This window comes from Mycobacterium sp. PTI7, from assembly GCF_056679845.1.
Window position 1 is genome coordinate 5,884,221 of record NZ_CM155252.1, and the last position, 14,655, is coordinate 5,898,875.

The window sequence follows — 14,655 nt, forward strand, 5'->3', positions numbered from 1 at the left end:
GCCCCTGGTGACGTTGATCGTCGCCGGTGTCGTCGCCGTGGTCGGTACCGCGGTGAGCGCATTGTTCTTCGGCGACGTGCTGGCGATCGTCGGCTGGGCATTGGCCGGGCCTATCGCGATCAGCCTCATGGGCGCGTTCGTCCGGGCTGACACCGATCGTCGCGCCGAATCCGGTTACCTCCGTCCCACCTGGATTGGGGCGGCGTATGCGCTCGTTGCGGTGGCGTCAATCGCGGGCATCATCGTCGGTGCCGTCGGGTTCGCCATGTGGATGGGACGCCTGTGATCGCCAAGTTCGGCAGGCTCGCCGTCGCCGGCCTTCTGGCTCTTCTGGCCAGCGTGGCCACGATGTTGCTCGCGCCCCCTGCCAACGCGGCCTCCGACAACGCCGTCGAGCGGTTCGGCGCCTGCATGAACGCCCAGAAGGCAGGCCAGGTTCTGATCATGCTCGACGAGTCGGGCAGCCTGACCGCCACCGACCCGCAGGCCGCGCGCGTCGAGGCGGCGGACTTCTTCGTCGAGGAACTCGCGCAGTACGCCGCGGACACCGGCGTCGCGCTCGAGGTGGGGGTGTCGGGTTTCTCCTCCGACTTCACCCCACCATCGGGATGGATTCGGCTTGATCCGGGCAGCCTGGGATCCGTGCAGTCCCAGATCGCGAACTTCCGCGATCGCAACACGGGCCGTGACACCGACTACTGGCAGGCGCTCAACGGTGCGAGGCAGGCGTTAGCCGACCAACCTAGCGATAACCCCGGGGCACGTCCGTGCCACGCCTTGGCCTGGTTCACCGACGGCAAGATCGATTTCGACACGCAACCCGGTGTCGAGAAGCCCTATGCGCCGGGTGTGGACCTCGGCAGTCAAGGGGGCATCGACGCGACAATCCGTGCCGCGCAACAGGACATCTGCCGACCAGGGGGCGTCGCCGACCAGTTGCGCACGTCCGACATCATCACGTTCGGCATCGGACTCTCGCCCGAGGGCAAGAATCCGTCCGACTTCGACGTCCTGAAATCGATCGTCACCGGCGAACAGACACCAACCGGCGCCTGTGGTGACGTCGCTACGCCGCGGCCGGGGGAGTTCTACCTGGCGCAGAACATCGACGACCTGCTGCAGGCCTTTCACAATCTGGGCGCGCCGGGCAACACCCCCGTGGACACCGAGGCAAACGCGTGCCCGGGTGAGGAGATCTGCGACGAGGGCAAGCACAGCTTCGTCCTGGACCGGTCGGTGCGCAGCGTCAACGCTCTCGCGACCGCGGGTGCTCCCGGACTGACCGCCGTCCTCGTGCCGCCGACGGGGCCGCCGCAGGACCTGCCTACGGGTGCGCCCGGCACCCTCGATTTCGGTGGCGTCAACGTGAACTACGAATGGCGCTCGGAGAAGTCGGTGTCGTTCCGGATGGTCAACTCGACCGCGCCGACGTGGCAGGGGCAGTGGGCCCTTGTCTTCCAGAATCCCTCGGGCGACACAAGTGTCAAGACCAAGTCGAGCCTGCACATCTCCGGGGACCTCTACCCGGCCTGGCCGCAGAGCGGCGACACGACCCTGAATCAGGGTCAGGTTGTGCCGGTCACGTTCTCGGTAATCGACGGCAAGCAGGGCCCGGTTGATCCGAGTGCTCTGCTGGGCACCGCCGATCTCAGCGTGACGCTGATCGACGCCGAGGGCAAGGAACACCCCGTCGCGAACGCCCTTCCCAAGGACCAGATCTTGACATCGCAGCAGCTCGACCTCAAGGACGTCCCGCTCGGCCGAGCGACGCTCCACATGGTTCTGGGGGTGACCACCGCCGCGGCGACCGGGCCCGACGGTGCAGCCGTTCCGGGGACGTCGCTATCGCCGCAGGCCGTCGACCTGCCGGTCGTGGTCAACGCACCGGTCGGCTATCCCGCGGTCAGCGCGTCGGTCGACTTCGGCAAGCTCGAGGGAGTGGGAACCCGGACCGCCGAACTCCAGGTCAAGGGTCCCGGCTGCGCGTGGGTCGCAGGGGACGCGCCCGTGACGGTGGTCGCAGGCCCCGATGGTCTGCCTACGCCGAAGATCACGTCCACCGCTAACGGGCAGTCGAACTGCACAAGGGTCGATGACGGTGATACGCAATTGCTTCCGCTGACGGTCGAGGTGTCCCAAGCTGGCAACGGTGCAGTGAACGGCACCGTGCAGGTGTCCCTCGCGCCGAAGGACGGCGAGGGGCCGCCGGTCACGGTCGACGTGCCGTTCACCCTCGGCATGGAGAAGCCTCTCGACCAGATGACGCTGTGGATCGCCATCGTCGTGGGCTTGATCCTCGGCCCCGGCATCCCGATCGGGCTGCTCTACCTCACCAAGTGGCTCGCGTCCCGGATCCCCGGTAAAGCGCTTCGCTCCGAACGGATTCCGGTACGCATTAGTGGCAATTCGGTGCTCCGCGACAACCAGCCGTTCAGTATGCGCGACGGGGAGCTAGTGCGCCTCGTCGAGGGTCTCGCGGGTCCGACGCGTCGACTGGCCGTCGGTGACGTCGAGTTGCGGGCTAGGATCGGCCTCTCGCCCTTCGGTGCGGGATTCGTCGTCGCTTCGGCGCCGGGCCTGGCGGGTGCGGGCGGCCGGTCGGGCGACACGCACAAGAAGACGCCGGACGCGAAACTGCCCCTCGCGGTGCAGAACACCTGGTTCCTGCTGCACGATCCCAACGGACCCGAGGATGCCGCGGTCGTGGTGCTCCTGGTCGGCGGCGATGCGGGCAGGTCGGTCATCGACCGGCTCGTCGCCGAGGTGAAGGAGGCCGTCCCGCGCGTCCTGCCCGACCTCCGACGGCGGGCGAAACTGGGGGCGCCGCAGAACGGTTCGACCGCACCGCCCAGCGACAGTGACCCGTTCGGAGGCAATCCCTTCGGCACCGGCGGTGGCAACGCGGTGCCGTCGGGCAATCCGTTCGCAGGAGGAGCGCCCTCGGGTAATCCGTTCGGCTTGAACTCGCCACCTCCGACCGGCAACCCGAATCCGTTCGGCGCGCCCGGCAGCACCCCGCCGCCACCACGGCCTGGTCCGGCGAATCCGGATCCCTTCGGGGGTGGCTCTCAACCGGGTCCAGGTCCTGATTCATCGAATCCGTTCCGTCCTAACTAGACCTGATAGGCGCCCGCTGGGCCGGGCGCCCGATAGGTACTTTTCGCACTTGATGATTGGAGACGAATGAACCGGTATCTCATCGTTGGATGCGGAGGCTCTGGCGGGGCCGCGCTCGCATACATGATGGATCAACTCCGGTCCGAACTGTCCGACGTCGGCATCAACAAGATCCCCGCGGGATGGCAGTTCGTCCACCTCGACGTCCCGACGTCGCCGTCGCCGCTGCGCGACGTGGGGTCGGTGAAGGACCAGGGGGGCACGTACGTCGGCACCGGACCGCTGAGCGATTCCTACAAGGTCCTTGACAATGCGATGTCAGCGCAATTGGCGAGCAAGGCGGCGTTGGACACCATCGCGACCTGGGCGCCACGGGATCCGGAAGCCGTGCACGTTCCGCTGAGCACCGGTGCCGGCCAGTACCGCTCACTCGGGCGAATGATCACCCTGAGTCGGGTGAGTGAGGTTCGGGATTCGCTCCAACGAGCCTGGGACAAGCTTTATCTGACATCGACTGACACCGAAATGAAATCGCTGTCGATCCCCGGCGCCGGGCAGTACTCGTCCGGCGATCAGCCCGTCGTATTGGTGGTGTCCTCGATGGCCGGTGGCGCGGGAGCGTCGATGGCACTGGATATCTGCCGCGTGCTCACTATGGTCTCGGGAGTCGACCCGCGCCTGATGGGCGTTTTCATGGTGGCGCCGGACATCTTCGAGACGCTTGACGAGTCGTCGCGCACCGGTGTTCGGGCGAACGCTCTGGCGATGCTGGGGGAGATCGTGGCCAGCCAGACCGGCGCCGCGCGCGAACACGACGTCAACCTGCTGCGTGCCCTCGGTCATGACAACGGCGAGGGTGAGATCATTCCGTTCGCGCGGGTGTTCCCCGTCGGCCGGTATGTCGGCGCTGATCGCACGGTGTTCGGGGACGGCACCCCCAACGCGGTGTATCGCGGTCTCGGACGCGGCTTGGCGGCGCTGATTCTCAGTGCCTCGGCCAGTCAGCAGTTCGTCGAGTACGACCTCACCAACGGCGGCGGTGTAGCCGGCTACCGCGAGTTCCTCGGCTGGGGCAACGCGCAGTGGAACAATTTGCCCTGGGGCTCTTTCGGATTCGCCAGCCTCAGCATGGGGCGCGACCGGTACGCCGAGTACGCGTCGCAGCGACTGGCGCGCGGCAGTGTCGACAAACTGCTGTGGGGGCACAAGCAGCCGGGCAACACCGCCTCCGACGAGGAGCAGGTCAACGCGATCCTCGACAACCAGTGGATCAACATCGGTCGCGAACTCGGGCTACCCGACGCCGGCAGTGGCGTCGGGCCGTGGATCGGGAGCACCGTCCTTCCCGCCGATGCGGTGTCCCAGTTCGCGCGCAACGTCGTCAACGGGACGCTGCGGCCGTACATGCCGCAGACGGACGGTATCGCCGCCAGCCAGTGGATTGGCCGGGTGCGCCAGGTGCTCACCGAACGGAGCGAGTTCCTGCGCAGCGGTGCTCAGGAGGTCGCGTACGCCGTGGCCTTCCACTGGCAGCAGGATTTCGTCACCCGGCTCGAGCGTGCCGTCGCCGACGCCCTCGCCCTGCGTGGGATGCCCTACGCCACCGGTCTCCTGAAACGCGTGCAGCGCGCCCTGCAGGACGTGGTTCTTCCCGGCGGGCAGGACCTCGCCAAGTACGCACCCGCCGACATCGCCGACATGCCCTCCGACGTCGCCGCTTTGGCCCAGCGCAAGGGCACGCTCGGAAATCCGCCGGAGGTACTCGAACGCGTGCTCGGTAGTACCGGCGGAACCGTGGAGCGGCAGATCTACGCGTCGCTCGCCGAACTCATCAGCGTGGCCGTCGGGAAGATGACCGGCGAAGTGCTCGACCCCCTCGTCGACGCTCTCGACGAGACCCAGCGTGTGCTGCGCCAGGCGGCCGCCGCGACATCCGGCGATCTGGGCCTGGCCCACCTCAAGACCGATCATTACTCGGCGTGGCCGTCGGACGCGGATGAGACTGTGGCAGCGCGTTTCTCGGAGGCCACCAACGAGGTCATGCTGACGAATTCAGCGGCCTTCAAGGGCAGGTACGAGATCGACCTGCCGCAGGCGGTCGACATTCAGACGACCGACCGGCGCAGCTTCGAGGAGGGCACTGCGCGTGCGGTGTCGCACGTGATCACCGGTCTCTGGAACGCCGTCGGCGGCATCCCCGCGCCGGGGGCCGTCCAGCCCGTCATCGAGCGTACGACGGAATGGCGCTCGAGCGCGTTTCCCACCCATCCGGAGACCCGAGAGGGGCTCATCGCCCAGCGCGCAGGCTATAACGTCCACGTGCGACCGTTCGAGTTGGTGGCGAGGGCACGCGATTTCGTCGCGCGTCCCGGCGCCTCGTTCGCTAACTTCTGCTCGGTGTCGTTGCGCGAGTACGTCACCGGTGCCGATAGGCCACCGGAGTCGGAACTGGCCAAGCGGGCGCAGGACGTGCTGCTCAAGTTCGGCGAGGCGATCGATCTCGCCCGCCCGCTGGCGAGCGTCAACGAGAACGCCATGCAGGCGCTCCACGGCGTGAGCCAGATGGTCTACCACTACAAGTTCTCGTCAGTGCCGTTCCGCGAGATGGCGGTCGGCGAGGCGCTGGTGACCTCGCTGTCCGACAAGAAGCGCATCGACAACAACAGTGGGGACCGACTGCGCCGGGCGTTCAGCGACGAGGCCAAGATCAAGAAGATCGACATCTTCGGTTCGTACCCCAACTACTCGCCGCTCGCGTACACCGCTGTGGTCGAAGGAGCCGCCCGACAGTGGCTGGCCGCGTCGCCGACTGCGCGCGAGGCGTTCTGGACGCGACGCAGGGCGCGCCCGCTGGCCGCAGCGCTGCCGATGACCGAGATCGAGCGACGCACCATGGTCGCGGGCTACGTCCTCGGCCGCGCCTTGGGTTTCATCAACCTGCCCGCGGAGCCGTTCACGCAACCGGCGCACGTATGGGACACCAAGGACCAGCGGTGGCTGCCGTTCCCGAACCCGCTGTTGACGCCGCCGGGGAACTTCCTCGCCGATTACGATTGGCTGCCCGCTATTCTCGAGGGTCTGCTGATCGCCATCGCGCAGTCGCATCAGCCACCGGTGCTGACGTCGATGCATCCCTATCGTGCGCTGCGCCGCATCTACGACGACGCGTACGAGGATCCGGTGGCGGGTCTGCACACGCTCGCCGCGAAGACCCACCTGACCCGCTTCCTGCGCAACGGCAATCTGGGGACTGGCGTGCCGTCGGTGATCTCTGGCACCGGAGAGGGCGTGTCCGTCGATGAGCGTGCGACGCGGGTGCGTGCCTACCTCAAGGAGTTCCACGACTTCGCGGGTGCCCATTACATGGCGCCCGGTGAGGGCGGCGGGCCGGGTGAGCCGGGCGCGCCCGGCCGAGGGACGTTCTCCACGATCTCGATTCGGCCGCAGGCGTCGCAGACGCCGATCTTCCGCGACGTCGCGCCGGACGTCTTCTGGGCGACGCGGCGACTGATCGAGTTCATCCCCGACTGCGCCGAGGCCGCGATTCAGCCGGAGGCGGGAGGCGACCAGTTTCCGCCCGGACCGCCGTCGGGTCCGGGCGGTCCGACCTTCGAACCTCCGCAGATGGGAACGACGTTCGAGGTCCCCAAGGGAGGGAGTTTCTGATCATGAGGGCCTTGACGGTGTTCCTCGCACCCGCTGGAGCCGCTGACGGGGTGTTGTCCGCGCTGACGGACTTGTCGGCAGCTAAGTTGATCGAGCCGTTCTACTGGGTGACCAATCCGACCGACGTCTCGCCACCGTCGACCATGGTGCAGGTGATTGCCGGGCGGCAGATTGACGTGACCGTCCAGCAGATCGTGTCGAGCCAGCGCGCCGACATCACGCGCGTGTGCGCGGTGGTGCCGCTGACGGGCACCGACGTTCCGCTGACGCTCGCCCAGGAGCGGTTCACCACCGACCTCCTGGCCTCGACGTCCGGAGTCGGCAGGACCGTGCGGGTGCGGTGCCTGCTGGCACGTCCCGGTGCACCAAGGACCACAGGTTCCCGTGCGGCCATTGACGGTTGGCACAACATCCTCGTCAACCCCGAAGACGGCCGCGGGCCCCGCATGGGGCACGTGCAGTTGGCGGGCGATTCGTCCGCCGAATCGATCGGCAGGCACGCGGCGCCGGTGATCGCCGCGCTGCTCGGGTTGTGGTCGGAGATCGACCACCGTCCGCTCGACGACGCCTCGGTTCCGCCGGGCGAGGTCGTCCGGCTGGCCCGCTCCTTCTACCGCAAGGTCGAGACCGGTGACGCTGAGGCGGGCCTGCGCCGGCGATTGCTGGCGCAGGACGGCACCCTGCCGCTGCCCAGCGATCAGCGGTCGCCGGTCGTCCACGTGCACGACGTCGGCCTGGCAGCCGCGAACATGTCGGACAGCCTGTGGCGCAAGTACGCAGGCATTCTCAAGGGGCCGCGCCGCGATTATGCGACCCGCACCACGGAGAAGATCGGCGCGTGGAAGGCGCTGAAGATGTTCTTCGGCTTCATGTGGGCCGCCATCAAGAACGCGCCGAGCGCCTGGTACCAGGCTGTCGTCGAGGGTGTTTCGACCAGCATCGCCGCCAGCGTCAACAAGGCCGTCTTCGGATCCGATTCGGAGTACGAGGTCGTGGTGAACGGCCGCACGGCGCGCGGCGAACGCGCGGAGTGGGGCGACATCGCCCAGGCCACCAGCCGGCTCAACGACTTGCTCGAGTCCGGTGACCGCGGCGACCACAACGTGCGGACCGACCTCTCCGGTGTGTGGCAGGACTACAGCCGCGCCGCCATGACCATCGCTGACGCCGGAGTCCGCGCGAGCGACTTACCGCCCGTTCAGGTCGGCGCGAACCGCGGCATTCTCGCCTACGCCGCCTCCGTCGTTCCCGGTCCGGCACAACGGTTCACCGCGATCCCCGGTGCCGTCGCGGCGAGTGTGAACACCGACGGTGTCGACAGCACCGACCCCCTCGGTGTCCTGTCGTTGCGGAACAAGCTCAACGACCTGGAGCGCACCCCCGAGCACGGACTACAGGCGCGATCCACGCTCAACGCCCTTGACGCCTGGCAGCGTGAGAACTCGCAGAGTTTCGGCGTCACGGTCGGGCGCAGGCTGGCCGACGCGTTCGCCGACGCGTACGGCGAGGTGCGCCAACTGTTACAGCAGTTACGGGATGCGGGCGATCTCCCGCCGGAGCCGGGCCGCAACACCCGGCTCGCGCGGTGGATTCAGGTCACGGTCCTCCTGCTGATCGTCGTGACGGCCGCGGTGGCCTTCCTGGCGTACAAGGACAAGCTCGAGTGGTGGTGGGCAGTGGTCATCGCACTGGTGGCCTACCTGCTCGGGATCGGGTTGTGCGCCAACGCGTTCTGGCGCAGCCAGCAGGAACTGTTCCAGTTGCTCAACAAACGCAGGGCGATGATCGATCGTCGCGAGGTCGACCATCAGAACCTGCGGGCCGCGCTGCGGGACCTGAATCGACTGTCTCAGGCTTATGGCGAGTTCCTCTCCTGGAGCCGCGCACTGGGGGCGTTCTTCGCCGCTCCGCTCGGACCTGACATCTACCGCCCCGACGTGGATCTGCGGGTCGGGTGGGGGTTGCCGATGTCGACGGCCATCGCCTATGCCTCGCCTGCGGATACAGACGTCGACGGGGCGGTGGGCTACCTGCGTCGTGAACTGTTCAACGTCAGCTGGCTCAGCGGGCCCTGGGAGAACCTCGTCCTGTCCACCCAACCCGGTGCAACGAACGGCCGGGAGACTACGGCGGACAGCGCCGCCGTGTGGACCCAGCCCGGCCGGGGTAGTGGATCGACGCTGGACCGGTGGTCAGACGAACTCTTCGCGGGGACAAGAACATCTGACGGCGCCGACGTGGTGTGGGACCGGGCGCAGTCGGCGCTGCACGGACCGCTGGCCGGTCTCGTCGACACCCTCGTCAACCGCGTCGACGTGCCGGGCGGCGCACCGATGTCCCGCCCCGAGTTCCTTGCCGAGGTCGACCAACCGGCACCGGTGCCCGCCGCGGGCGCGTTCGACCGCAGCCTACTCACCGACCTGGCCGCCACCTCGAACGCAGGTGCAGTCGTGGACGACGTCCGTCACCGTGTGGCTGACGGTATCGGAACTATCTGTGTAGCAACGCAGTTCAGTGAGGCGATGCCTCTTGACTACCTAGCGGTGGGTGCGGTCGACGCGTACCGTGAGCAGAGTTGGCAGGGCGCCATCCCCACGGCTGGCTTCGACGGCCAGGCGTCGTCGAACCCGGCGTCGAAAGATGCTGGCGAGTTCCGTCCGCCTGACCTGGGCGGCGGTTTCCGTGCCTGATCCGGCAGTCGACAAGAAGTACGCGCGGCGTATCGCGGTGCTCAGGCTGTTCAGCGCGCGTGCGCGGGCGGCGGGGCATCGGGTTCCGTCGGACGCGGATGTGATCGATATTGCGACGAATCCGGACAACTGGCAGCAGCGCGTCACCTCGCCAGAGGCGGCCGCGTGGGAGGAGACCATCGCCCACCTGTTGACACAGGTGAAGTTCGGTGTGGACGCGACGGCTGCCAACGATCAGCTGACGTCGCATCTGTTGCGCCCCAGCCGCGATCTGCCCCTGCCTACAGCCGCCCCCAGCCCGACGCCCGAGCCGGCGCCGGATCCGGTTGCACCGCCAGTACCACAGGATCTCGTCGAGGAACTCATGAAGTGGCGGGCGAAGTCGATCGCCGACGGCGTCGACGGCGCAGACTCCATCAAGGACGCCACGCTGCGCAACCTGGTGAAGTTCAACCACACCGAGGCGGAGCAAATCGGCAAGCGGATCGGCGGACCCGCGGCGCACCTGGCTCCCCAAGTCGCCGCGATCATGGCGGCGTTCAACGGGACGTCGGCGCCTCCGCCGCCAAGTCCGCCTCCGGTCGAGCCGATCCCGCCGCCGACACAACCGCGGCACGCCGCGCCACCCACTGGTTCCCAACCGCCTCCGACGCAACCGTTCCCGCCAAGTCCTGTCCCACAAGAGGAGCCGCGTGCTTCCGCGACACTCCTCAACCTGCAGCACCGCGACTTCGCGACCTACGACTTCGGCGATTCCGAAGTTCAACCCACAAAGGTCAGGTTCAAGACCGCAGCCGACGGCACAGTGTCACTGTCGTTCGACGCCCACGTCGCGGACGCAGGAAAGATGGTGCTCTATCGCATCGTCTCAGGCGAGGACTCTGTGCCGTACAAGCCCGAGATCGGTGACCTGATCGCCGTCACGACCGGGCTGTTCGTCGACGACCCGCGCTTCTTCACATCGGCGGTGCGGACCTATCAGGTGTGGTGCCATATCGGACGCGACCAGGAGGACGCCTGCCGATCGCAGCCGTTCCTAGTGGCCGAGGGCGAACAGGTCAGTCCTGTCGACGAATTTGTGATCACCGAGGACGAGGGCCGCGTCATCGGGCAGTGGTCGGTGTATGAGGGTACCAACCGTGTGCGTATATACCGGCTGCCGTTGAGCGGCAATATCGGCGCAATGAACGATGAACGCTACCGTATCTGCGCCGACGAACTCAACCTCACCGGATTCGTCGACACCACCGCCGAGCGCGGTCAGCGCTATCTGTACCGTGCCCTCGCCGAGGTGACGGTCGGTGACTCGCCTCGACTGTCCAAGCACTCGCAACAGGAAGTTCTGGTTTCTGTTGTGCTGCAACCGGTCAACGATCTGACCGTGTCGGTCGCCGGTGACGCCAAGTCCGAGTTCGACGTGAGCTGGACGACGCCGGAAGCGGGTACGGTTCGGGTGTACCGGCTGCCGTCCGAGCCCTTCGGCGGGGTCGAGGGCGCCGAGGTCGACGAGAACGCACTCGGGCCGATGGGTCTCACCGAGGAGAGCCGGATCAAGCACCCGGTGAACCCGGTCGACGCTGTGCGGTCCCAAATGCGAGGTGTACCATGGCCTTTGAAGTGGCAGCGTGCTTTTCTTGTTCCAGTCACATTGCTCAACGGGCGAGCGCACGTCGGCAAGATCGCGATAACTGCCCGCGCCCTGCCTCCCGTCACCGCTGCCGAACTCATCGAGCGGTACCACGCCGAGATCGCCACCTTCGGCTGGCCCGCGGGCGCGGCGAGCGTCAAGGCATTCGTGGGCCGCAGCTCCGCTTCCCCCGAGGAGATCTGCAGCGGAACAGCCCTCGCGGAGATCAATGAGGCGCGGTACGAGCGAGACGGTGGCATGACTTTCGCTCCGCCGCTTACGGCGACGGGCGTTGCGGTGTGCCTTGTGCCCGTCGCGTACTCCGAGGCCACCGAGATCCGCGGCGAGATCACCACGCTGCAGTATCCCGGACTCGCACGGGTGGACTACAAGCTCGTCGTGCGCGAGGACAGCGCGGTGGCCGCGATCTGGTTGCAGTCGGAGCTGGACATCGAGGTACCGCCACCGTTGATCCTCATTAACAACCCGGACCGCTTCCCGCTCTCGCCCGACGATGGCCGCTTCATCTACCTTCGGCCGCCGGAGGGCGGCCAGGGGGTGCCACAGTGCGTGCTCGACCGCATTCCGCGGCACGACGGGTGGAACACGCAGTGGACCGCTGACCTCAGTGGGGTTGAGGGTTTCTTTCGGCTGTTCTTCGGGCAGTCGAGTACCTCGGTCCCCATGGCGCTACGCGATCCTGATCTCAACGAGCTATGGCGACCTCGTGCGGGGGCTCAGCAGTGACGTCGTACTCGCTGCCGGCAGCCGCGCCCGCGACGAAGGTCACTCCGGAGTCCACGGTCCGCTATGCGCAGATGCTCTACTCGTCGTTCGATGACGTCAGCGGGGTCGGTGGCGGCTGGCAGGTCAAGGACGAACTCGGTGGGTTGACGGCCGCGGAACGCGACGCACTGACCGCCAGGGTGGTCACGAAGTTCGACGTCGACCCGGCGCTCCCCGAGTATCCGACGACCGATCAAATCGCAGATCGTCCTGCGCGTCTCGCGTATGGGACGCTCAGTCCGACGGTGGCCGGATACTGGCACACCGCCGCCGCAGGCGCGGACGCGACGGGGAGACCCGGCAATGTGATGGCGCACGTGTTGCTCGACCGCGACGTGCGCTTGCCGTCGACGCTGAGGCCGATCCAACTGTGGCGTTCGCCCGACTGGCGTAGACCGTACGGGGCGGCGGAGGTGCTGGAGACCAAGCTGAGTTCCGATCGCCCGCCCGCGCCAAACCCCGAGATCACCGCGAGCGCCAGCATCGACTTCCTCATTGGCACCACAGTCGATAGGCAGGGTGTCTTCCGGGTTCTGTTGGACGCCGTGTACAGCGCGATGTCCGGCGGTCCCAAGGTTGTTCTCGTCACCAGCGATCAGGAGCACGGGCCCAAATGGCTTGCCGCCATCAGCTTCTTCATGTCACCCGGTTCTGCGCGCAGATTCAGCTGGTCGACGTTCGACCGGGCAGAGCAAGCGGCCATCGATCTGGCTCGGGGCGTCGACGTAGTGGTCATCCCTCGCGAGTCGGCGGCGGATCTCGACCACCGAGACTGGGTGATAATCGACGAGGATGACGAGCCGACGGTCCGCGAGTTGGGGGCGGCGCACACCACCAGACACGCGCAGATCGTGGTGACGCCTTGGTCGACGCTGACCGAAGGAGTCCTCGGCGACGATGAATCCACGGCGGTAGCGCTCCTGGCACGCCAGGACGCCATCGCCTTGGAGATCGGCGACTACGACCTATCGCCGCTCTGGCCACTGGCGGTGGCCGTGCTCGGCAGCGAAGAGTTGGACGAGTTTCACGACGAGGCGCGGCGTGCTGTCGCCGACGAGGCCCCTGTACATCTGCCACTGGCCGGTCCGATGTCCGATCTCGTCGCCGACGCCGCAGAGGCGACCGCGCCAACCGACATGAACGAGGCGCTTGAGCGGCTTCGCACTGCCCAGGCCCGCGGCGGATACCCGCGTGCAGCAGATCAATTCGCCAGAATTGCATTCGCCGATCCGGGCAATCTAGAGCAGTTGACGCTGACCGACGTAGAACGGGTCCGTACGGTGCCCGCGCACCGATGGGGACCGCTCGTCAGCCGGATATTGGACCAGCTCGAGGATCGCCTGCCCGACGCGACGGGGTATGCCGCCCGACGTCTGCTGCGAGTGATCACGCTGCTGGACCGACTCGCTGTCGACGAACCCGAATCCCACGCCGCCGAGGACCGTGTCAGGTCATTGCTGACGGATTCCGACCTCAGCTGCCTGGGCGGGCCCGCCGCCGCAATCGTGACCGGCCAGCCGGACATCCCACCGGATGTCAGGAGGGCCATCCTGCGTCCGGCTGTCGCGGACCTACCCAGCGGTGCGCTGGCGACGATGTCCTCCGCCACCTGGCGCTGGGTGATGGCTGACGGGACGGATGAGACGCTGGTGCTGCCGCCGAACCCGAAGCCCGTGGACCTGGCGTTGTACCCGTGGTTCGTCGATGCCTTACTCCGTGATTACGATGCCGCGGACATCCCGCAGGGTCAGCTGGGGGATGTGACCAAGGACGCGCTCCTCTGGGCCTTGGAGTCGGAACGGATCTCCGATGCCGAGTGCCGACAACTCGCGTCGCGGCTCGCGGTGCACGCCCAGTTCGACAGCGCTGCTCTCAGCGACGTGTTCAACCGTTGGCGGCACCGTGTCACCCCTGCGATGCTCGGGTCGACGATGCTGTATCAGCCCGTGTCGGCGGATCTTATCGCGCTGGTCGCCGGCCTGCCGGTCGATCCCGGCGGTGCGGATCCTCAGTCTGACAGTGCAATAGCCGCGGCGCAGTTACGCCAGTTGGTCACGGCTCAGCCGCTGACCACGGCCGTGGCGAGGACGGCGCTCGAGGATGCCGCACCCGTCGTCGTCGCAAATCTCACTGCTGAGCACATCAGCCCGCTAAACGACGAGCTGGCCATCGCGCTGTGCGCGGCGTTCGTCGCGGCGCAATCCACCGATCAGCTGTGGGCTAGTGTCGAGGGGCCGGTAGCACAGGCGCTACGGCACCGCGTCGGACGCGGGGCCGGACGGGTGGTGGAGTTGATCGCCGACCTCGTCATTGCGGACCTCGTTGACGTCGATTGGATTGCGAGTCAGGCATTTCTGTCCACGATGGACGGCGGGGCCGAGCGTCCATCCGTGCCGTTCGATCGACATCGACTCGATGACGTCGTGACGCGATTGGTTGAGCGGAAGGCCTATCGCGGGCCGCGTGACGAGCGGGCGTTGCGCACCGTGGCGTGGGATACGGTGCGCCTCGGCACCGCCGAACGCGCCGAGGACTTCTTCCAGCGTTTTCCCAGGGCGGCCCGTGACTGGTTCCGCGACCACCGCTTCTGAGCCCCGGCGCCGCACCCGTTGGCGCCCTGACCGAGAGGAACTTTGAGGATGTCGACGTACCTTCTCGAAGGCACGGCATCTGCGCGTCTGCCTCGTAGGCCGCTGACCGTCACGCTGTCGCTACAGGGTCCGCAGGCCGGCGTGCGCTTGGTCGCCCGGTTAGAGGATTCGCTGGCGG

6 protein-coding genes are annotated in these 14,655 nt (G+C 67.2%); all 6 read left to right on the forward strand.

Going from position 1 to position 14,655, the window contains the following annotated elements; genetic code table 11:
* Window positions 1-13: 13 nt before the first annotated feature.
* The gene (locus AC1MEY_RS28335) at window positions 14-286 is read left to right on the forward strand and encodes a hypothetical protein (protein ID WP_480228643.1); all 273 of its coding nucleotides are present in this window, start codon (window positions 14-16) and stop codon (window positions 284-286) included.
* Window positions 283-3,117: a vWA domain-containing protein gene (locus AC1MEY_RS28340; protein WP_480228644.1), complete on the forward strand. Its 2,835-nt coding sequence runs from the start codon at window positions 283-285 to the stop codon at window positions 3,115-3,117. Before AC1MEY_RS28335 ends, AC1MEY_RS28340 begins: the two co-directional genes overlap by 4 nt.
* A gap of 126 nt (window positions 3,118-3,243) precedes the next feature.
* Entirely contained in the window at window positions 3,244-6,783 is a 3,540-nt protein-coding gene (locus tag AC1MEY_RS28345) for a tubulin-like doman-containing protein (protein WP_480228645.1), read from the forward strand.
* A 2-nt stretch (window positions 6,784-6,785) separates the two neighbouring features.
* Complete coding sequence (locus AC1MEY_RS28350) at window positions 6,786-9,473, forward strand: hypothetical protein (RefSeq protein ID WP_480228646.1); 2,688 nt, start codon at window positions 6,786-6,788, stop codon at window positions 9,471-9,473.
* On the forward strand, window positions 9,424-11,847 hold the full coding sequence (locus AC1MEY_RS28355) for a SaeA-related protein (RefSeq protein WP_480228647.1): 2,424 nt from the start codon (window positions 9,424-9,426) through the stop codon (window positions 11,845-11,847). The genes AC1MEY_RS28350 and AC1MEY_RS28355 overlap by 50 nt, the downstream gene beginning before the upstream one ends.
* Window positions 11,844-14,477: a GAP1-N2 domain-containing protein gene (locus AC1MEY_RS28360; protein ID WP_480228648.1), complete on the forward strand. Its 2,634-nt coding sequence runs from the start codon at window positions 11,844-11,846 to the stop codon at window positions 14,475-14,477. Before AC1MEY_RS28355 ends, AC1MEY_RS28360 begins: the two co-directional genes overlap by 4 nt.
* The last annotated feature ends 178 nt before the right edge of the window (window positions 14,478-14,655 follow it).

What these genes read in the sequence shown, in the direction of transcription:
- AC1MEY_RS28350 (WP_480228646.1), top strand. Translation starts at nt 6,786, where the DNA reads ATGAGGGCCTTGACGGTGTTCCTCGCACCCGCTGGAGCCGCTGACGGG.
- AC1MEY_RS28355 (WP_480228647.1), top strand. Translation starts at nt 9,424, where the DNA reads ATGCTGGCGAGTTCCGTCCGCCTGACCTGGGCGGCGGTTTCCGTGCCT.
- AC1MEY_RS28345 (WP_480228645.1), top strand. Translation starts at nt 3,244, where the DNA reads ATGGATCAACTCCGGTCCGAACTGTCCGACGTCGGCATCAACAAGATC.